At 69.8% G+C, this 18,271-nt stretch carries 20 protein-coding genes; 9 read left to right on the forward strand and 11 right to left on the reverse strand.

Going from position 1 to position 18,271, the window contains the following annotated elements:
* Positions 1–103 precede the first annotated feature (103 nt).
* The 3 genes from IG98_RS0115630 (at position 104) to IG98_RS0115640 (ending at position 3,242) form a co-directional block, all read left to right on the forward strand.
* Complete coding sequence (locus IG98_RS0115630; protein ID WP_030912089.1) at positions 104–778, forward strand: hypothetical protein; 675 nt, start codon at positions 104–106, stop codon at positions 776–778.
* Between the two features lie 229 nt (positions 779–1,007).
* Positions 1,008–1,658, forward strand: a complete 651-nt coding sequence (locus IG98_RS0115635; RefSeq protein ID WP_084195373.1) for a DUF998 domain-containing protein — start codon at positions 1,008–1,010, stop codon at positions 1,656–1,658.
* 141 nt (positions 1,659–1,799) lie between these two features.
* Entirely contained in the window at positions 1,800–3,242 is a 1,443-nt protein-coding gene (locus IG98_RS0115640; protein WP_030912094.1) for a WGR domain-containing protein, read from the forward strand.
* A 108-nt stretch (positions 3,243–3,350) separates the two neighbouring features.
* Here IG98_RS0115640 and IG98_RS0115645 read toward each other — a convergent pair whose 3' ends face one another.
* From IG98_RS0115645 to IG98_RS0115660, 4 genes are all read right to left on the reverse strand, one after another.
* Positions 3,351–5,729 (reverse strand): Tex family protein, encoded by a 2,379-nt coding sequence (locus tag IG98_RS0115645; RefSeq protein ID WP_030912097.1) that lies wholly within the window; start codon positions 5,727–5,729, stop codon positions 3,351–3,353.
* A 298-nt stretch (positions 5,730–6,027) separates the two neighbouring features.
* Positions 6,028–6,537, reverse strand: coding sequence for a cellulose binding domain-containing protein (locus IG98_RS0115650; protein ID WP_030912100.1), 510 nt, complete (start codon positions 6,535–6,537; stop codon positions 6,028–6,030).
* Positions 6,538–6,647: 110 nt separating this feature from the next.
* Positions 6,648–7,661 (reverse strand): lytic polysaccharide monooxygenase auxiliary activity family 9 protein, encoded by a 1,014-nt coding sequence (locus IG98_RS0115655; protein ID WP_051752144.1) that lies wholly within the window; start codon positions 7,659–7,661, stop codon positions 6,648–6,650.
* A gap of 360 nt (positions 7,662–8,021) precedes the next feature.
* The gene (locus tag IG98_RS0115660; protein ID WP_030912106.1) at positions 8,022–8,504 is read right to left on the reverse strand and encodes a GNAT family N-acetyltransferase; all 483 of its coding nucleotides are present in this window, start codon (positions 8,502–8,504) and stop codon (positions 8,022–8,024) included.
* A gap of 156 nt (positions 8,505–8,660) precedes the next feature.
* On the opposite strand from IG98_RS0115660, the gene IG98_RS0115665 reads away from it, so the two are divergent.
* Positions 8,661–8,879 (forward strand): EF-hand domain-containing protein, encoded by a 219-nt coding sequence (locus IG98_RS0115665; protein ID WP_030912110.1) that lies wholly within the window; start codon positions 8,661–8,663, stop codon positions 8,877–8,879.
* A gap of 53 nt (positions 8,880–8,932) precedes the next feature.
* On the opposite strand, the gene IG98_RS0115670 is transcribed toward IG98_RS0115665, so the two are convergent.
* Positions 8,933–9,301 (reverse strand): STAS domain-containing protein, encoded by a 369-nt coding sequence (locus IG98_RS0115670; protein WP_037970398.1) that lies wholly within the window; start codon positions 9,299–9,301, stop codon positions 8,933–8,935.
* A gap of 206 nt (positions 9,302–9,507) precedes the next feature.
* Here IG98_RS0115670 and IG98_RS0115675 point away from each other — a divergent pair, with 206 nt between their 5' ends.
* A complete protein-coding gene (locus IG98_RS0115675; RefSeq protein WP_030912116.1) occupies positions 9,508–10,620 on the forward strand; it encodes an acetate/propionate family kinase in 1,113 nt (370 codons plus the stop codon).
* 147 nt (positions 10,621–10,767) lie between these two features.
* On the opposite strand, the gene IG98_RS50540 is transcribed toward IG98_RS0115675, so the two are convergent.
* Positions 10,768–11,160: an isoamylase early set domain-containing protein gene (locus tag IG98_RS50540; protein WP_051752146.1), complete on the reverse strand. Its 393-nt coding sequence runs from the start codon at positions 11,158–11,160 to the stop codon at positions 10,768–10,770.
* 294 nt (positions 11,161–11,454) lie between these two features.
* Here IG98_RS50540 and IG98_RS0115685 point away from each other — a divergent pair, with 294 nt between their 5' ends.
* On the forward strand, positions 11,455–12,084 hold the full coding sequence (locus IG98_RS0115685; protein WP_030912122.1) for a nucleoside/nucleotide kinase family protein: 630 nt from the start codon (positions 11,455–11,457) through the stop codon (positions 12,082–12,084).
* Between the two features lie 214 nt (positions 12,085–12,298).
* Here IG98_RS0115685 and IG98_RS0115690 read toward each other — a convergent pair whose 3' ends face one another.
* Together IG98_RS0115690 and IG98_RS0115695 are read right to left on the reverse strand one after the other, a co-directional pair.
* The gene (locus IG98_RS0115690) at positions 12,299–12,571 is read right to left on the reverse strand and encodes a hypothetical protein (RefSeq protein WP_245651578.1); all 273 of its coding nucleotides are present in this window, start codon (positions 12,569–12,571) and stop codon (positions 12,299–12,301) included.
* A 133-nt stretch (positions 12,572–12,704) separates the two neighbouring features.
* On the reverse strand, positions 12,705–12,917 hold the full coding sequence (locus tag IG98_RS0115695) for a hypothetical protein (protein ID WP_030912128.1): 213 nt from the start codon (positions 12,915–12,917) through the stop codon (positions 12,705–12,707).
* Positions 12,918–13,043: 126 nt separating this feature from the next.
* On the opposite strand from IG98_RS0115695, the gene IG98_RS0115700 reads away from it, so the two are divergent.
* Complete coding sequence (locus IG98_RS0115700; protein ID WP_030912131.1) at positions 13,044–13,706, forward strand: hypothetical protein; 663 nt, start codon at positions 13,044–13,046, stop codon at positions 13,704–13,706.
* A gap of 112 nt (positions 13,707–13,818) precedes the next feature.
* On the opposite strand, the gene IG98_RS46905 is transcribed toward IG98_RS0115700, so the two are convergent.
* Entirely contained in the window at positions 13,819–14,238 is a 420-nt protein-coding gene (locus IG98_RS46905) for a PepSY domain-containing protein (RefSeq protein ID WP_051752148.1), read from the reverse strand.
* Positions 14,239–14,737: 499 nt separating this feature from the next.
* On the opposite strand from IG98_RS46905, the gene IG98_RS0115710 reads away from it, so the two are divergent.
* Positions 14,738–15,682 carry a helix-turn-helix domain-containing protein gene (locus IG98_RS0115710; protein ID WP_051752151.1) on the forward strand — a complete coding sequence of 315 codons (945 nt, stop codon included), beginning with the start codon at positions 14,738–14,740 and terminating at the stop codon, positions 15,680–15,682.
* Between the two features lie 266 nt (positions 15,683–15,948).
* Complete coding sequence (locus IG98_RS0115715) at positions 15,949–16,173, forward strand: hypothetical protein (RefSeq protein ID WP_030912140.1); 225 nt, start codon at positions 15,949–15,951, stop codon at positions 16,171–16,173.
* On the opposite strand, the gene IG98_RS0115720 is transcribed toward IG98_RS0115715, so the two are convergent.
* Together IG98_RS0115720 and IG98_RS0115725 are read right to left on the reverse strand one after the other, a co-directional pair.
* Positions 16,148–17,350, reverse strand: a complete 1,203-nt coding sequence (locus tag IG98_RS0115720) for a helix-turn-helix domain-containing protein (RefSeq protein ID WP_084195376.1) — start codon at positions 17,348–17,350, stop codon at positions 16,148–16,150. The two genes, IG98_RS0115715 and IG98_RS0115720, sit on opposite strands and share 26 nt — an antisense overlap.
* Positions 17,337–18,086, reverse strand: a complete 750-nt coding sequence (locus IG98_RS0115725; RefSeq protein WP_030912146.1) for a hypothetical protein — start codon at positions 18,084–18,086, stop codon at positions 17,337–17,339. Before IG98_RS0115725 ends, IG98_RS0115720 begins: the two co-directional genes overlap by 14 nt.
* Positions 18,087–18,271 lie beyond the last annotated feature (185 nt).

Raw genomic sequence — 18,271 nt, forward strand, 5'->3', positions numbered from 1 at the left:
AGGGTAAGGGGCGGCGAGGGCGGTTGACATCCATCTTTGGGGGGATTGCGGGTCAAGGCGGGCCTTGATGACGGCTAGGGATCCGGTCCGTAGTTTCCGAGCCATGTTCACTCTTGCCAATCCTGACGCGTTCCGTCGCGGGGCCGCGGGCGTCAGCCTGATCCTCGCCCCCCTCTGCCTGCTGCTGGGCATGATCGTCGACCCCCTGGAGTTCGGAGTCGAGGACACCCTCGGCTATGCCGAAAACCCCGGGGCCACCGGGGTCAGCGCGACGCTCCTGCACTACGCCTGGGTGTTCTGGGTGCCCGGCGTGATCGGCATGGTCCACCTCGTCCGGCGCAGGGGGGTCGTCCTCGCCCACCTGGCCGGGGTGGTCACCGTGCTCGGTCTGATCAACTTCTCCTCGCTGATGATCTCCGACTTCTTCGACATCGTGCTCTACCAGCAGCTCCCGGTGGAGACGGCCACGAAGATCCTGCGGGACGCCGCCCAGCCCGCGCTGATCGTCGCCTGGCAGATCCCGGGCATGGCCGGCTCCTTCCTCGGTCTGGTCCTGGTGGCCGTGGCGTACGCCCGCGCGGGGCGGGCCGGGTGGTGGTTTCCGGCCGGCGTGTTCGTCGGGCTGGTGGTCTGGCTGGTCGGCGCGCGGCTCTGGAATCCGCTGCTCGGCTACTCGGGGCCGCTTCTCCTGCTGGTCGTCTTCGGCGCCGTGGGCGTGGCGATGATCCGGATGAGCGACGAGGAGTGGAACCCGGCCCGCGCGCAGGTCGGTGCGTGACCGCTTCCCGACGGGCGGCGCGTCCGCGGGAGGCGGGCTTCACCCCGGGGGCGACCCTGATGAGGACCGCCCTACCGTCGCGGGTTTTCGCGCAGGTCAGGGAGGTGGCGCGGGGGCCGCCCCCGGGAGGACGGCACTACCTGGCTCCGAGGTCCCTACGGGACCGCTCAGGGACGTCAGGGGGCTCTCTCCGATATTCCGGGATCTTGATCGTCGCCATCGTTGAGGCATGGGAAGTCAGGCGTTCACGGGATCTGCGATGGTCTTCGGCGGTTACGCGGCGATCGGCGCCGGGGCGGCCACAATGTTCGGGCTGCATGTGGTCACCGGTCTCGACCCGGTGCACACGGTGATCAGCGAGTACGCGTTCGAGGCGGACGGCTGGCTGCTGCCCCTGTCGCTCACGCTCTTCGCCGTCGCCGCGACGATCATCGGGGCAGTTCTGGCCCGGCGGGACGAGGACCGCGCGGCGGCCCTGCTGGTCGGAATCTGGGGCCTGTGCATGCTGCTGATCGGCGCCTTCCCCACCGACGAGCCGGGCGTGCCGCTGTCGATGTCCGGTGGCATCCACAGGTACGCGGCGTTCGTGGCCTTCCTGACGATGCCGGTCGCCGGACTGCTCCTGGCCAGGCGGCACGCGGCCGGCCCGTACGCCCGCGCGATCCGGTTGCTCAGTCTGGCCTCCCTGGGCGTGCTGGTCCTGGTGGTCCTCCCGTACGTGGTGCGGATGGTCGGCGTGGACCTGGCGGGCGAGGACATCCCCGCCGGGGTGACGCAGCGGCTGGTGGTGGGCTTCGAGGTGGCGGTGCTGGCCATGCTGGGCCTGATGGCCGGAACCGGGTGCGGACGTACCCGCCGCCCGCGGCTGACTTCCTTGTGATCCGGGGATGCCGGAGCGTGCGGAACACGTACGGTCCGGCTGCTGGTCGACAGCCCTCGCCACTACTTTTCCTGACTTTTCGTTATTTGTCGTATGGCTGCCCTACGCTCCGGAAGCGACGATCAACGGAGAGGGTGGAGCATGACCGCGCGGAGCACGTACCTGGAACTGTCCGAGGACGGTGGGAGCTCGCACAAGTTCTACGAGGTGGTGCTCGACGGAACCCAGGTGACGATCAGGTACGGCCGTATCGGTGAATCCGGCCAGTCCAAGGCCTCGGCCTTCGCCAGCGTCGCGAAGGCCGAGGCGGCCGCCGCGAAGAAGATCAACGAGAAGATCCGCAGGGGTTACGCCCCCGCAGTGCAGGGGGTGCGCCAGCGCCGCACGGTCACCAGGCGCAGCGTGGAGAGCGCCCGCTCCACCGCCACCCAGGCGCCGGTGCTCTGGCGCTTCGCCAGCGGTGCGGCGGCGTTCGGCATCTTCGTCGACTCCGAGCGCTGCTGGGTCGGCAACCAGAACGGTGACGTCTACACCGTCACCCACGGTGGCACCGTCACCGGCCGTTTCCGGCTCCCCGACGGGGTCAAGTGCATCGTCGGCGACGACTTCTGGATCTACGCGGGCGCCGACGACGGCAAGGTCTACGATCTCGGCGGCAAGGTCCCGAGGGTCGCGTACGAGATCGCCGAGGACGTCGACATCTACTGGCTGGACATCCACGACGGCGTGCTGGGTGTCTCCGACCGTGCTGGGCGGATCACCACGATCGACCACGAGGACGAGTTCCAGTGGGCGCGCAAGGGCGGGGGCAACTCGGCCTGGATGGTCCGCTGCGACGACGAGGCCGTCTACCACGGGCACTCCACCGGGGTGGCCCGCTATGACGCCGCGGACGGGGCGCCGGTCTGGGAGACGCCCATCAACGGCGCGGTGCTGTTCGGCTGGCAGGAGACCGGTTCGGTCTACGCCGGCACCTCGCGCGGCGCCGTGCACCGGCTGCGCAAGTCGGACGGTGTCAGCCAGGCGGTCTACCGCTGCGACGCCACGGTCTTCTCCTGCGCCACCGCCCCCGAAGGCCGCTACGTCTTCGCCGGTGACAACCACTCCTCGATCTACTGCTTCGACCAGGGCGGCGAGCGTCTGTGGAAGCTGGCCACCGGCTGCGGCTCCGCCTTCTCCATGCAGTACCTCGACGACCGCCTCTACATCGTGACCACCGACGGCACCCTGGCCTGCATCGACGTGAGCGAGGAGGCGATCAGGGCGGCCCAGGGGGGCAGCCTCCCCGAGTCCGTCGACGTCAAGGCGTCCGCCGGGCTGGCGGTGGTGGAGCCCACCGTCGAACTGGAGACCGTGGTGCTCGACACGGTCTCGCACACCGGCGAGGGCGTGGTGGTGGAGTGCTTCCGCGATGGCGAGCGGCTCCGGGTTCGGGTGGTCAGCGAGGGCTACGACGTGCGGCGGAACGTGCAGTTCCCCAAGGGGGTGCGCGAGGCCGGGGCCCGCTACCTCGTCGAGGGCGTCCGTTTCTCCGAGCGGGGCGGTTTCTACCGGGCCTACGGCGACATCAGGCGCCTGCTCTGACCACGGGGCCTGTCCTCGTCATGGTCGCGTGCGGTGCCGGCGGCTTCCTCCCGGAAGCCGCCGGCATCGAGGGACTCCTAACCGGTGTCCGGACCACCCCGGTCCGGGTCAGGGGCGACCACCGGAGCCGTCGAGCCCGGCGCGGCGCAGGGCGTCGGCCATCGCGCCGCTCGGCGCGTTGCGCTGCCGGCCCCCACGGTCCTGCCGGTCACCACGTCCCTGCCCGCCGCTCTGCCCGCCACCCCGCCGGCCGCCTTCGCCCTGGCGCTGACCGCCACCGCCCTGCTGGTCGCGCTGGTCGCGCTGGTCGCGCGCTCCTCGCGGGCTGGACGGCTTGATGTCGTCATCCAGGCGCAGGGTGAGCGAGATGCGCTTGCGGGGGATGTCGACGTCGAGCACCTTCACCCTGACGATGTCACCGGGCTTGACCACCTCGCGCGGGTCCTTGACGAAGTTGTGCGACAGCGCCGACACGTGCACCAGGCCGTCCTGGTGCACGCCGACGTCGACGAAGGCGCCGAAGGCCGCCACGTTGGTGACCACACCCTCCAGCAGCATGCCGGGGGTGAGGTCGGAGAGCTTCTCCACGCCCTCCTTGAAGGTCGCCGTCTTGAAGGCCGGGCGCGGGTCACGGCCCGGCTTCTCCAACTCGGAGAGGATGTCGGTGACGGTCGGCAGCCCGAAGGTGTCGTCCACGAACTCCGCCGGGCGCAGGGCCCGCAGCACCGTACCGTTGCCGATCAGGGTGGTGATGTCACCGCCGGTGCTCTGCAGGATGCGCCGCACCACCGGATAGGACTCCGGGTGCACGCTGGAGGTGTCGAGCGGGTCGTCGCCGCCGCGGATGCGCAGGAAGCCCGCGCACTGCTCGAACGCCTTCGGGCCGAGCCTGGCCACGTCCTTCAGCGCCTTGCGGGAACGGAACGGGCCGTTGGCGTCGCGGTGCTGGACGATGTTCTCGGCGAGCCCGGAGCCGATGCCCGACACCCGGGTGAGCAGCGGTGCCGAGGCGGTGTTGACATCGACGCCGACCGCGTTCACGCAGTCCTCCACCACGGCGTCGAGGGAGCGGGAGAGCTTGGTCTCGGCGAGGTCGTGCTGGTACTGGCCGACGCCGATCGACTTGGGGTCGATCTTGACCAGCTCGGCCAGCGGGTCCTGGAGCCGCCGGGCGATCGACACGGCGCCGCGCAGCGACACGTCCATGCCGGGCAGTTCCTGCGAGGCGAACGCCGAGGCGGAGTAGACCGAGGCCCCGGCCTCCGACACCACGACCTTGGTCAGCCCGGGGACCAGCTTCACCAGCTCGCCCGCGAGCTTGTCGGTCTCGCGCGAGGCGGTGCCGTTGCCGATGGAGACGAGCTCCACGTCGTACTTCTTCGCCAGCGCGGCGAGGGTGGCCAGCGACTGGTCCCACTGGCGGCGTGGTTCGTGGGGGTAGATCGTGTCGGTGGCCAGCACCTTGCCGGTCGCGTCGACCACCGCGACCTTCACACCGGTGCGCAGCCCCGGGTCCAGCCCCATGGTCGCGCGGCTCCCCGCGGGCGCGGCGAGCAGCAGGTCGCGCAGGTTCGCGGCGAACACGCGGACCGCCTCCTCCTCGGCGGCCTGCCACATGCGCGTCCGCAGGTCGATGCCGAGGTGGACGAGGATGCGGGTGCGCCAGGCCCAGCGGACCGTGTCGGCCAGCCACGCGTCGGCGGGCCTTCCCTGGTCGGCGATGCCGAAGCGGTGCGCGACGCGGCCCTCATAGGTGCCGGTGGGCTCGGGCTCGGGCTCCAGGGTGAGGGTGAGGACCTCCTCCTTCTCCCCCCGGAACATCGCCAGGATCCGGTGCGAGGGCAGCTTGGTGAACGGCTCGGCGAAGTCGAAGTAGTCGGAGAACTTGGCGCCCTCCGTCTCCTTGCCCTCGCGGACCGCCGCGACCAGGCGCCCCTTCGTCCACATCCGCTCGCGCAGCTCGCCGACCAGGTCGGCGTCCTCGCCGAACCGCTCGACCAGGATCGCGCGGGCACCGTCAAGCGCGGCGGCGGCGTCGGCCACCCCCTCGCCGACGAACGCCTCCGCCGCGGCCCGCGGGTCGACCGACGGGTCTGCCAGCAGGCCGTCGGCGAGCGGTTCGAGCCCCGCCTCCCTGGCGATCTGTGCCTTGGTCCGCCGCTTGGGCTTGTAGGGAAGGTAGATGTCCTCCAGGCGGGCCTTGGAGTCGGCCGCCATGATCTGTGCCCGCAGGGCGTCGTCGAGCTTGCCCTGGCCGTCGATCGACTCCAGGATCGCGGTGCGCCGCTCCTCCAGCTCCCGCAGATAGCGCAGCCTCTCCTCCAGCGTGCGCAGCTGCGTGTCGTCGAGCATCTCGGTGGCTTCCTTGCGGTAGCGGGCGATGAACGGCACGGTGGCGCCGCCGTCGAGCAGGTCCACCGCCGCCTGCACCTGTCGCTCGCGCACACCCAGCTCTTCGGCGATCCGCTGATGAATAGACGTGGTCACGATCTCTCTTCCTTCTTGATGGCGGTCCCCAAGCTACCGCCTCACCTCCCCGGCGGGTCGGAGAGCCGGAGGCGGGAATCACGCGGGAGCCGGAAAGAGTCGAGAGGGAAGGACGTCCGGCACGCCGCGGTGTCGGTGCTTCCGGGGTGGAGCCCGCCGCGGTGAGCCGCGCGCCGCCGCCCGGCGCGAGGGGCACGGCGAGGGAGCCGATCTCCACCGGTTCGAGGTCCGGGTGGAGACGTTCGCGGATGCGTTCGGCCTCAGCCGACCGGCAGCGGGCGCCCGCCCCGAGGCGCCGCTAACCGCAGGTGATCTCGGTGAAGGTCGGGGGTGTGGCGGCGGCTCCCACGAAGCCGATGTCGGTGGCGGTCGCTCCCGGCCGCAGCGGTGGCTTGTCGCCCAAGGCGTGGATCATCGCGACGGGGCCGCCCTGCATGTGGGTGCCGTTCCACGCCTGGGTGAGAGTCGCCCCCCGCGGCAGCATCCACTGGATATACCAGCCGCCCAGCGGCTGCTCGCCGTCGTTGGTGATCGTCGCGGCGCCCCGGTAGCCGCCGGGCCACGTCTCCACCAGGGTGACCGTCGCCCGGCACTTCGCCGCGGCCGGGAGCGCGGCCGGGGCGTTCCGCCGGACGGCCGGGGAAGGCGGTGGCGCCGAGGTGGCCTGCCGGAGGATCGGGGAGGGGAGGTGCGCCGCGGTGTGCCCGCCCTCCGGCGTCCGGCCTGCGCAGGCCACCGCGATCAGGGCCACCGCCGCGCCGAGCGAGACGAGACCCAGCAGTTGCGCGATCTTCGTGGTGGGCGGCACGGGAGTCCCTTCCGCGAGGACACGGGCCCGGTACGGACATGGCGGGGTGAGACGGGGAAACGCGTGTGGTCCCGCCGGTGCCCGTCGGGCATCGGCGGGACCACATCCCGTTATGGGCTGGTACAGGTGACGGTCGGGGAGCCGCTGGTGCCCGAGGCGGTGAACCCGAAGGTGGTCGAGCCTCCGGCGGCTATCGTGCGGTTCCAGTCGGCGTTCTTGGCCGTGACCGTGGACCCCGATGTGGTGTGCGTGCCGTTCCACAGGCTGTTTATGGTGCTGCCGCTGCCGAGCGTCCACGTCGCGGTCCAGCCGTTGATGGCGGCGGAACCCGGGTTGCTCACGGTCACCTCGGCCTGGAAGCCGCCCGACCAGGAGCTGACGGTCTTGTAGGAGGCGGTGCACGCGGCGTTCCCCGGCGGCGGTGTCGTGGTCGGCGTCACGGTCGGCTGGGGGGTGGAGCCCGTCCGGCCGACGCCGGTCACCTCGCCGTTGCCGCCGTCGAAGACCACGTCGGAGCAGTTGTAGAACGTCTCGGCACTGTCGGAGCGCTTCCACACCGAATAGATGATGTGGCGGCCCGTCTTGTTCGAGGGCAGTGTGGCGTTCCAGTAGTAGTGGGCGTCGTTGGTGCCCGGCGAGCCGACGCTCTGCGGGTGGTCGGCGGTGTGGAAGGGCGTGCTCTCCAGGTCACCCCAGGTCAGTGCCCGGTTGGGGTTCCAGCCGTCCTTGGTGATGTAGAGGTAGAACCAGCCGGGGTGGGCGGCCCACTTGTTGTACTTGAACTGGATCTGCGCGCCCGAGGTCAGGTGCGTCACCGGCCAGTCGGCGCTCGGCAGGTCATACCCGCTGTAGCCGGGGTTGCCGCCGCTGCACGCCTGTCCGTCCGGGATGAACCCCTGGGTCCGCCCGGCGCCGTCGGAGCGCAGCACACTGAACCAGTTGTAGAGCGAGTTGGCCCCGCTCTGGGCCACCGCCGCCGAGCAGGCCGGGTTGATGGGCACGATGTTCCCCTGCGGGGACAGGCCGTCCTGCCAGCAGAAAAAGGTCCGGCTGCCAGGCGTCATCATGGCGCCGTGCGCCGAGGCCGACTGGGGAATGAGGACGACGGCGAGCAGTGCGGTCATTAATGTGGCCACACTGGCGACAGCCATACTTCGCCATTTACTCACAGCATTACCCTCCCTTTCGAGGGGTGACGAGTAGATGATCAATGGCGGTGAGGCGCTCACGCGAGACGGACTCTAGGTCGTCGATCCAGGGGTGTAAACGAAGTGCCTTTCCCGGGGTCGGATAAGAGGATGTCGTGGCAGGTCGGAGGGGTTGAGGGCGGTTTTGCGAGATGAAAGGTTCACAGCCTGAGCATGTTCCGTCGAGGTTTTCACGCGAGGGCTTCCGGTGGCGTGGGGAATGCCACGCGAAAAACGTCAAGACCGGCCGGAACGATGTTCCGGCCGGTCTTGACGGCGATGACGGACCCGGTGTGACTACCGCTTTCTCTCCGTCGCGGCGAGCTTCTCCAGCGCGGGGCCCGCGAGCCGGTACCTGTCCCACTCGTCCTGTGGTTCCGCGCCGAGCGACCGGTAGAAGTCGATGGCGGGGGCGTTCCAGTCGAGCACCGACCACTCGAACCGGTCGTAGCCGCGCTCCACGCAGATGCGGGCCAGTTCGGTGAGCAGTTCCCTGCCGTACCCGCCACGCCGGTGCTCGGGGCGGACGAAGAGATCTTCGAGGTAGACCCCGTGCGTGCCGGTCCAGGTCGAGTAGGAGACGAACCAGATCGCGAACCCCGTGGTGCTGTCCCCGTCGGTGGCCATATGGCAGAACACGCTGGGGGAGGGACGGAAAAGCGCCTCACGGAGCAGGTCCGGGGTGTTCTTGACCTGATCCGGGGCCTTCTCGTACTCCGCGAGGCCGTGGATCATGTCGATGATCATCGGAATGTCATCCGGTGTTGCGGGGCGAATCATGCTCGCAGTCTAGGTGCGGGGTGCGGAGGGACCGCGCCAGCAAAGCGGATTTTTGGTAATAAAACATGACATATGTGGCGGTGTAGCTGTGTGAGCGGCTCCTCCCGTAAGTTGGCTGCTGATCGAAGTGCGGGTTGTTGAGAGAGGCGGGTCACCATGTCGACAGAGCCCACGGAGGAGCGGTTGGCGGAACTCAGGCAGGCGTTCGCGGCCATCGATGCCGACGGTGACGGATTCATCACGGAGGCGGAGTTCCGCGGGCACTTCCCTGACCTGCCCGCGGAGGCCATCGGGTCGCTGAACCGGGTCGCTGACTCCGACGGCGACGGCCGTTTCTCGTTTGAGGAGTTCGTCCGCCTGGTCTACCGCGACTGATCCGCCCGCCCGCTCTTCTCGGAGAGCGGGCGTGCCCGGCTCCACGGGGCCGATCACCGGGAGACGATGACGCTCCCACCGGAGAGTTCACGCACCGACTCCTCGACCGTGGGGGCGATGGGAAACGCGTCTCGCAGTTTGGTCAGATCGAGCAGGCGGCCGAGGAATCCATGCACGCCGACGAGACGCAGCCAGCCCTTCCGTTCGTAGGCACGCCGCAGGCTCGTCAGCAGCACCCAGATGCCCGTGGAGTCGCAGAATTCCAGCCCCGTCGTGTCGACGACCAGGCAGACATGGCCCCGCCTCATGAACTCCGCGATCCTCTCCTCCAGCAGCGGAGCCGATGATTTGTCCAGATCGCCGACCAGGGTCACTACGGAGAACTGCGGACGCGCGTCCACGGTGACGGAAAGCCGAGTCATATCGCCCCGCTGTCTACGGCAGTTGGAGACAGCGCCCTGTCGGGAGCCGTGCAAGGACTGGTGCCATTGACACCACCGTACGCCCGTGGCTTGTGACAGTTCAACGGGTGACTGTGAACCGCCGGATGTCAGGACGGCGCCCGACGCGAAGTGGACCGGCTCGGGAGGTGTCGTTTGCCCGTCCCGCTCCCGGGCAGGCCGGGAAAATGGGAACCACCGGCCTGGCAGTGCTCACCGTCAACGCGGGATCGTCGAGCCTCCAGCTTCACCTGGTCCGCGACGGCGAGGTCCTGCGCACCGAGCACAGTGAGCGGAGTCCCGACACCGGGTCGGCGGAGCGGACGATCGGGGACTTCCTCGCGGACGCCCCGGACGGCGACCTCGCCGCGGTCGGCCACCGGCTGGTACACGGCGGCGAGGCCGTACGGAGGCCGACGGTCGTCGATGACGACGTGCTGGACGCGGTGGGAAAGTACGCGGACCTGGCCCCGCTGCACGTGCCGCCCGCGCTCGCGCTCGTCGAGGCCGCCCGGCGCCGGCTGCCCGGCGTTCCGCATGTGCTCTGCCCCGACACCGCCTTCCACGCCGCGCTCCCGGACCGCGCCGCCACCTACGCGCTGCCCGCGCAGTGGCGGAGCCGGTACGGCCTGCGCCGTTACGGCTTCCACGGCCTGTCCTACGCCTGGGCGCTGGGGCGGGCCGCGGAACTGCTTGACCGGCCCGTTCGCGCACTCCAGGTCGTCCTGACCCACCTCGGCGGAGGCTCCTCGGTGTGCGCGGTGCGCGAGGGCCGCAGCGTGGACACCTCGATGGGCTTCACCCCGCTGGAGGGAGTGCCGATGAGCACGCGTTCGGGGAGTGTCGACCCCGGCATGCTGCTCTGGCTGCTGTCCGATTCCCGGCTCACGCTCGACGAACTGCGCGACGGCCTGGAACACCGGTCGGGGCTGCTCGGACTCTCGGACGGGAAGTCGGGCGACACCCGGGAACTGGTCGCCTCCGGCGACCCCGCCGCGGCCCTGGCCCTGGAGGTGTTCGCGTACCGGGTGAGCCGGGAGATCGCCGCGGCCACGACGAGCCTGGACCGGCTGGACGCGCTCGTCTTCACCGGGGAGATCGGCTGGGATCAGCCGGAGGTCCGCGAAGCCGTCTGCCGCGGGCTCGCGCTGCTCGGGGTCGAGCCGCCCGCCCGCACCGACCTTGACGTAGACGGGATGGTCAGCGCACCCGGTGCGGCCGTGCCCGTACTGGGGATCCGCCCGAGAGAGGAGCTTCAACTCGCCCGCGACACCCTCGGCGTGCTCGGCGGTCATCCGTGAGAACCCGGTCACCGTCCGCGGGCGGAGCGGCCTGCCTTTTCGCGCCCTCGCGGGGACGGGAAGGGGCAGGTCGCCCCGATGATCGCGGAGACGGCGCAACGGTCCGTCCCATGAGCGGGACTCCGTTACATGCGTGGTTGCCAGACCTTACGAGGCGGATACCGAGTTCGTGACCGGCTGCCCCGCCGTGAGCGTCTGCCGCATCGGCTTGCCGACACTGGGCGCCGAGGTGATTCCTTCCGGCGCCTCCTGGACGTCCACCGGGTTGATCCGGCCACCGTGCTCGTCGTGATGATCGGCGTCGGCGTCGTCGAACCACACGCCGCCGTCCGCGAGATAGCGGAAACGGATGGGCTGCCGTGCGGGGACGGTCAGGCTCACCTGGTAGGTGCCGTTCTCCTTGCGTTGCATGGGGTGGGCGTAGGGGTCCCAGCCGTTGAAGTCGCCGACCAGTGAAACCCCTCCCCTGGCCGGGCCCTCCGCTATGGTGAAAGTCAGCTTGACCTGGCCGTTCTTGGTCGGCTTACCGCGCTTGATCACTGAAATCCTCCTGACATCGCTGTCTCCGTGCGTAACGTGCCGTGATCTCGGTTGCGGAAAGACGTGAAGATCACGCCAACTACCGGGTCACGCCGACAGGGACGTGGCGCGACCGGGAGGCCGACGCTCGGTCACGGCCGAGCCGTCGATCCCATATGGATCGTTACCGCCCGTAGCGGCAGGACAACCCGGGCAAGCCGACTTTTGATCGGCATCACGTCCGACCTTGACCCGGGCATGGCTGTCGGCCGATCCACGGTCGGAGACAGGTCGGGTGTCGGCCAGGATGGTGGAGTGGACATAACGCCGATCTCTCCGTCGTCACTGGTGGAGGAAGTCGCGGACCGGGTGGACGCGGAGCCCCGCGACTCCTGGGTGCGCGTCGCGCTCGACGGAGCACCGGCGGCCCGGCCCGGGGATCTCGCCGACGCGCTGGTCGACCCGCTCCGGCTCCGCGGCCGGGAGGTGCTCCGTGTCCTCTCCGCCGACTTCCTGCGTCCGGCCTCGCTCCGTTTCGAGTACGGCAGGACCGATCCTGACTCCTTCTACACCGACTGGTTCGACTACAAAGGGCTGGCCCGCGAGGTTCTGGGGCCGCTCGCTCCCGGCCGGTCGGGGAAGGTGCTGCCCACGTTGTGGGACAGCACGATCGATCGGGCCACCCGCGCCCCCTACGTCACCGTCGCCCCAGGTGGGGTGCTGCTGCTGGCCGGTCCCCTGCTGCTGGGCAGGGGACTGCCGTTCGACCTGACCGTGCACCTGAGGCTCTCGCCGGGCGCGCTCGCCCGGCGCACCCCGGACGAGGAGCGCTGGACGCTGCCCGCCTACGCGCGCTACGAGGCGGAGGTCGCGCCGGGGCGGGTCGCCGACCTGGTCGTCCGCGTCGACGACCCGAGACATCCGGCACTGGTCACAGCGCCGTGACCCGTCCTCCGGCGGGCGGAGCGGGAATGAGGACCGGGCACGAAGGCGGGGCGCGTCCTGGTGGACACGCCCCGCCTTCGATCATCCAACGGCACGGTCTGGTGATGCCTCGCCGCGTTGCCGTCGGTCACCGCGGCACACCGCGACTCCCTCCGCCGCCCCGCGAGGCGCCACCTGACCGATCCTCGCCACGGCAAGACCCGCGGGACAGGACCTAGACACCCGCGCGCGAGGGCATTCTGCCCTCGGAATACGTGCCGTGCAGCATCTCCTGCTCCGCCGGCCGCATCTCGTCGCGGGTCTCCTCCATGCGCAGCGCGATCCCGATCCCGAAGAAGGTGGGTGCCCACTCACCGATGAAGATCCCCCACCGGTCCGCCCGGTCGATGCCCGCCTTCTCCGCCGAGCTCGATGCCAGCCACGCCGCGAAGGACAGGCCGACCGAGGCGATTCCGGCGATGTACATCGCGTTGGACTTCACGCCCATTTTGTGAAGCGTACTGATCATTTCATCCCCCTGATGGTGGTTCGCTGTTATGGTTACCCTGGGAAATCAGAGATAACCAAATGTGACGAACCGCAGGCAGAGGTCTCTTATCGCCAGGGCCCCGTCGTGCCGTTCACTCCTTGCCGAGGCGCTTGAGGAGGTCTTCGCGCCTGGCATCGAGCTCGCTGACGAGGATCTCCTGCTCGTCGGCCTGGTTGATCATCATTGATCGTTCGACGGGGTCGGTGGGGCCGAGCTCTCCGACCTGCCTGCGCATCTCGGTGACCTCGTTACGCAGTCTCTCCAGATCCTCTTCGACCTGCCGCAGTTCTTCCTGAAGGCTCATCTGCTGTCCATACCCCTGCTTTCGGCCTCGACTCCCGGCCGTGTCCGTCTTCGCCGGGCCCACCGCTCCGATCTCGCGCCCGCCCGGTGACGGGAACCTGACCGGTCCGGCCGGTGTACCTCCCGCATGAGACGAATCCTTATCCTCCTGGCGTTCATCGTCCCCCTGCTGACCCTGGCCGCACCGGCGCGGGCCGGAGGCTGGGCGATCACCGTGATGGACCCGGTTCCCGCGAAGACGGACCCGGACACGACGTACACGCTCGGCTTCTGGCTGCTTCAGCACGGCACCCACCCGTACCTGGGCGACGACCTGGGCGAGGTCGCGCTGAGGTTCACGGACGGGAAGAAGAGCCTCAAGTTCGTCGGGGTGGAGTTGACGGAGCCCGCCCACTACGCCGCCGCGATCTCGCTGCCTAAGGGAACATGGGAGGTGGAGGCCATCCAGGGCTGGTTCGCGCCCTACCGGATCGGCACCCTCAGCGTGCCGGGAGGGCTGGAGATCGCCCCGGTTCCCAGCGAGTTCAGGCAGTCGATCGCCGGCCAGCCGCCGCAGGAGCACTGGGGGGCGATCCGGCCGCCGGCCGTCCCCCTGGGCGATCTCGTCTCCGGCACTCCGGCCACGCCCGCCGCCACCCCGGCGGCGGCGCCCGCGGGGGGTCCAGCCGCCGGTATGACCACCGTGGCGGTCGTGGAGCGCGGCTCCTGGTGGCGGCCCTCGTACCTGGTCGCGGGGCTCCTGGGGGTCACCGCCCTCGCGGCGCTGGTCTACCGGGTGCGGCGGCGCTGACGGTCGCGTTCTCCGTAGCCGCCCTCACGGGCAGGCGGGGTGTCGAGGACCGTGCCCCGCGGCCCTTCGGTGGGGGAGCCCGTGGCACCGGGGCGCCACGGGCTTCTCACGCTCAGTCATCGTCGTGGTCGTCCTTGTCGTCCTTGTCGTCGGTGGTGCTGTCGTCGGCGTCCACGGCCTCCTGGTCCTGCTCCAGGATCGCGCCGGTGGTGGCGTCGACGTCGAAGTCGTACTCGACATCGCCTTCGCGGAGTTCGACCTCCCAGTTGGCGGGAGTCTCGTCGCCGTCGAACTCGACCTCGACGAGCTTGGCGCCGGGCACCTTCTCCTGGGCGATCCTGACGGCCTCGTCCCGCGAGATCTTGGCCTCCGCCTCGCCGGGCGCGGGGGTGCTCTCGGTGTCGGGCGTCGTCGCGGTGTCGCTGGGGGCAGGGGTGGGGGTCAGGGTTCCGGCGGAGGCGACCGCGCCGCCTCCGGCGATGACGGCGAGAAGTCCGGTGGCGGCGATGGTGAGTTTCGTAATGTTTCGCATGTCCCCGAGCTTGCCCGGCGCCCCATTAGCGGCACGCTGCGCCAACCCTAAAAGCAGGTTAAGGTCCGCCGGTCGGTTCAGCGCATGGTCCCGTCCGCCGAGAGGGAGAGCAGGCCGAGTTCCTTGCGAGCCGACAGGCCTTGCCGGTCACCGGGCTGAACCGGCGTGCCGGCCCTGTGTCGAGCGCCGCCTCAGCCGGGTGCTGTCGCCGGGGGAGACGAGCGAACCGTGCGACATCGCGCGACATCGTGCGGGGCATGTTGTCCCGCCGTGGTGCGGCCGGCCGAGGTGTCCCGCACGACGACACCCGCGACCTCGCCTCGGGCAGGTAGCGTCGGCGAGGTTTCGAATACGGGACCCTGAGTCAGAAAATGGGGTGTAAAAGAAGATTTGTCCAGGTATGCACATGCGATTGCAAGTGCATACCTAGCAGGACTGCGAGATTCGCACCGTATATGTGAAACTGTGGCACCGTAGGAAGGTGCGACAGGGAGTCTGCATGGACAGAGGGACCGCCGAGGACAGCGGCGCGCAGAGCGGTGTTCTCAGCTACGCGGGGGGTGGCGGTCCCACCGTCCTGCGCATTCTTCTCGGTGCCCAGCTGCGGAGGCTGCGCGTCGCCAGGAACATCACCCGTGAGCAGGCCGGCTATGCCATCCGCGCCTCGCACGCCAAGATCAGCCGGCTGGAGCTCGGGCGGGTCGGTTTCAAGGAGCGCGACGTCGCGGATCTGCTGACGATGTACGGGGTGACCGATACCGAGGAGAGGGCCCCGTTGTTGACACTGGTCCGTCAGGCCAACGCGCCCGGCTGGTGGCACAAGTACAACGACCTGCTCCCCAACTGGTTCGAGGTCTACGTCGGGCTTGAAGAGGCGGCCTCGACGGTCCGGACCTACGAGGTGCAGTTCATCCCCGGCCTCCTGCAGAGCCCCGAGTACGCGCGGGCCGTCATCATGCTCGTGCACGGTGGCGCCTCGGCGAGCGAGGTCGACCGCCGGGTCTCGCTCCGCATGGCCCGTCAGAAGCGGCTGATCAGGCCGGACGCTCCGACGCTCTGGGCGGTGATGGACGAGGCCGTGCTGCGGCGGCCCATCGGCGGGCCCCAGGTGCTGCGCGCCCAGATAGACCACCTGCTCGAAGCCGTCGAGCTGCCCAACGTCAAACTGCAGATCATGCCGTTCGACCGGGGCGGCCACGCCGCGGCGGGCGGTCCGTTCTCCATCCTGCGCTTCCCCGAGCGGGACCTGCCCGACGTGGTCTACATGGAACAGCTCAACAGCGCCCTCTACCTGGACAAGCTCGACGAGACCGACCACTACATGCAGGTCATGGACCGCCTCTGCGTCCAGGCGTACTCCCTCGTCGAGAGCAGGAGGTTCCTCGAAAAGCTGCGCGAGGAACTCTCGGAAGCTCCGGCAGGGAGGCCGGGTCACTTGCCGTAGCGCCGCTAGATGTGCGAGCCCCGATATCTCTGTCAAGGATCTTTTGTCTAGCGCCACTAGAGTCGGCGGGATGTCCATCGCCGGCCTGGCGAGAAGCCGCTCCCCTCGGAGAGCGGAGGAGTCGCAAAAGGGGCGCCGCGAGTGCGACGACATCGGCCGATCGTCACGGTCGCCCGCGAGCCGGCCGAGATGGAAGGTGAACTTTATCCCTGAATGAAATGGATACGGCATTGCCTGCGGATTCGTCGATCCGTAGCATCCGTCACATGTCCATCACGCGTGAGTTCGCCTATGCCTCGCCCTCGCGTCCCGCTGACGGCGAGTGCGTGTGGTACCGCTCCAAGGGTGACGTCTATGACCTGATCCGTACGGGCAGCGACGGGGACTTCAGGTATCACGCCTTTCACGCCCGTGACGGCCGCTATCTCCAGGCGTTCGCCTCCTGGCAGGACGGCATGGAATGGATCAGGGAGCGCGTCGAGGCCGAGTAGGGCCGTCGGGTACGAGGCGCAACGCCGGGCGCCGGTCGGGCAGGTCGAGCAGCTCACGCACCCGGGAGACCGGCCAGGCCAGTTGGGCGGCGAGCCGCTCCATGGTGAGGCCGGTCTCGCCGACGGCCAGGTCGAAGGCCTGGCGCAGCAGCACGGGCTGCTCGCCGGGATAGCCGCTGATCGGTTCGGCGGCGAAGCCCGGCTGGTCGCGGAGCGTCTTGAGCCGCTGGTAGGCGCGGCTCGCCGCCGAGTCGGAGATCAGACCGACCTCGCGGCAGCGGTACAGCAGGGAGTCGACGGACACGCCCCAGGTGCGCTTGAGCTCGACCAGCCTGCGCAGGTCGAGGCGGCCGGGCAACTCGGGCAGGATGCTGTCGCGCGGGGTGAGGAACTCGGCGGCGAAGACGTCGGCCTCGCGCTCCTGCTGGGTGTCTCCCGAGGCCGCGTCGCCGTGCAGCACCAGATGGCCCAGCTCGTGGGCGGCGGTGAAGCGGTAACGGTGGATGTCGTCGAACCGGTTGGCGGTCAGCACCACGATCGGGCGCGGCAGCTGGGAGGTGGAGAAGGCGTCCACCGTGGTGGCGTCCTCGTCCGGCGGCGGGAGGACCACGACGATCCCCTGCGCCTCCATGTGCCGTACGACGTGCGACAGCGGGCCGGTGCCCAGCCCCCAGAGCCGCCGCAGGGCACGGGCGGCCTGGACGGGGTCGCGGGGCAACTCGACGTCGGAGTGGACCGCGCCGCCGGAGAAACCGGGAAGGGCCACGTCCGGCAGCCTGACCTGCTTTTCCAGGGCGTGGGCCAGCTCCCAGACCTGCTCGACGAAGGCCGCGGCCTTGGCGCGCTGGTGGGCCCGGGTGGAGCGCAGGCTCCTGAAGTGCGCCATGGACCCGTCCAGCTTGCCGTGCGGGCGGCCGAGCAGGAAGAACGCCGGTGGCACGCCGAGCGCGTCGGCCAGGCGGGGAACGAGCTCGGGGCGTGGACGGGTCATGCCCGTCTCGTACTGGCCCACCGCCGCGGGGGTGACGCCGATCCGCTCGGCCAGGTCCTTCTTCGTCATCCCCGCCAGCTGCCGCGCCTGGGTCAGCCGCGCCTGGTCGAACGCGTCGGTGACGGCCTGCGGGCTCGGTCCGCCCTCGACGACGCCGAACAGGGGGGTCTGGTTACGGTTGCTCATTGTCGCCGGTGACCACGGTTTCCTCTGGTGCCTCACTGCCTACGGGGAAGATCTTGCCATTCTTCCGCTCGGCCGGAGACCGTGTGCTCAGTGCGAGGTCGGGCAGGAGACCGCCGTCGAAGCGCGACGCGGCACCGGGCTCCATCGCCCACGGGCCGCTGAGGGGACCGGCGGAGGCGGCCGGCAGCGGGATCGGCTCGTGGTGCAGCCAGCGGATCCTGCCGAACTCGTCGACGAGCTCCGCCTCGCCCCAGTAGAGCCGCAGCAGGCCGGCCTGCGCGTTGCCCGCGTAGGCGACCGGGACCAGCCGGGTCTCGTCGGGCAGCCCGGTGAGCGCGGGGCGGACCGTGGCCGGACCGTCCGCCCCCGAGGACAGGTCCAGCTCCTCCTGGGCGCGTCCCCCGTCGAGTGCCAGGTCCAGTTCCTCCTGGTGGTAGGAGGTCGCGGGGCCGAACCGGTCGAACAGCTCGCGGATCAGCGAGGAGATGCGGCCGTCGCTGATCCGGGCCTCGGAGATCGGCGTGCGGTCGTCCTCGGCGTAGCGGAACGGCAGCAGCAGGTTGCCGCCGAGCACCACCAGGTGGTGCGGCGAGCCATGCGGCCTGACCAGCCGGAAGCCCGGCTCGTCACGCAGTCCCTCGGCGAGCGCCTCATAGCGTCTGGTCATCATGGTGAAGCCGTAGGTGTACCGCTTGTCGCTGTGCGCGGAGCTCTGCGCGTCCTGCGCGTTGCCCATCGCCTCAAGCAGCGAGGCGGCCAGCCGCCGCCGAACGGCGTCGGCACGCTCGCCGAACCGCTCCCTCGCCCAGTCGGACCCTGCCTGATGTGGTCGGATGTTGAGGGTGGCTGTCTGGTGCGACCCAGGCCGATTCGGCTCCGTTCGGCTGGACCTCGTCCGGTTGGGCACTGTTCGGTCCGGTA

Source organism: Streptosporangium amethystogenes, assembly GCF_000721075.1.
GTDB classification, from domain to species: Bacteria; Actinomycetota; Actinomycetes; order Streptosporangiales; family Streptosporangiaceae; genus Streptosporangium; species Streptosporangium amethystogenes.

Coding starts and splice junctions, on each gene's coding strand:
- IG98_RS0115630 (WP_030912089.1), top strand. CDS start 104: ATGTTCACTCTTGCCAATCCTGACGCGTTCCGTCGCGGGGCCGCGGGC.
- IG98_RS0115635 (WP_084195373.1), top strand. CDS start 1,008: ATGGGAAGTCAGGCGTTCACGGGATCTGCGATGGTCTTCGGCGGTTAC.
- IG98_RS0115640 (WP_030912094.1), top strand. CDS start 1,800: ATGACCGCGCGGAGCACGTACCTGGAACTGTCCGAGGACGGTGGGAGC.
- IG98_RS0115655 (WP_051752144.1), bottom strand. CDS start 7,661: ATGACCGCACTGCTCGCCGTCGTCCTCATTCCCCAGTCGGCCTCGGCG.
- IG98_RS0115660 (WP_030912106.1), bottom strand. CDS start 8,504: ATGATTCGCCCCGCAACACCGGATGACATTCCGATGATCATCGACATG.
- IG98_RS0115665 (WP_030912110.1), top strand. CDS start 8,661: ATGTCGACAGAGCCCACGGAGGAGCGGTTGGCGGAACTCAGGCAGGCG.
- IG98_RS0115670 (WP_037970398.1), bottom strand. CDS start 9,301: ATGACTCGGCTTTCCGTCACCGTGGACGCGCGTCCGCAGTTCTCCGTA.
- IG98_RS0115675 (WP_030912116.1), top strand. CDS start 9,508: ATGGGAACCACCGGCCTGGCAGTGCTCACCGTCAACGCGGGATCGTCG.
- IG98_RS0115690 (WP_245651578.1), bottom strand. CDS start 12,571: ATGGGCGTGAAGTCCAACGCGATGTACATCGCCGGAATCGCCTCGGTC.
- IG98_RS0115695 (WP_030912128.1), bottom strand. CDS start 12,917: ATGAGCCTTCAGGAAGAACTGCGGCAGGTCGAAGAGGATCTGGAGAGA.
- IG98_RS0115700 (WP_030912131.1), top strand. CDS start 13,044: ATGAGACGAATCCTTATCCTCCTGGCGTTCATCGTCCCCCTGCTGACC.
- IG98_RS46905 (WP_051752148.1), bottom strand. CDS start 14,238: ATGCGAAACATTACGAAACTCACCATCGCCGCCACCGGACTTCTCGCC.
- IG98_RS0115710 (WP_051752151.1), top strand. CDS start 14,738: ATGGACAGAGGGACCGCCGAGGACAGCGGCGCGCAGAGCGGTGTTCTC.
- IG98_RS0115715 (WP_030912140.1), top strand. CDS start 15,949: ATGTCCATCACGCGTGAGTTCGCCTATGCCTCGCCCTCGCGTCCCGCT.
- IG98_RS0115720 (WP_084195376.1), bottom strand. CDS start 17,350: ATGAGCAACCGTAACCAGACCCCCCTGTTCGGCGTCGTCGAGGGCGGA.
- IG98_RS0115725 (WP_030912146.1), bottom strand. CDS start 18,086: ATGGGCAACGCGCAGGACGCGCAGAGCTCCGCGCACAGCGACAAGCGG.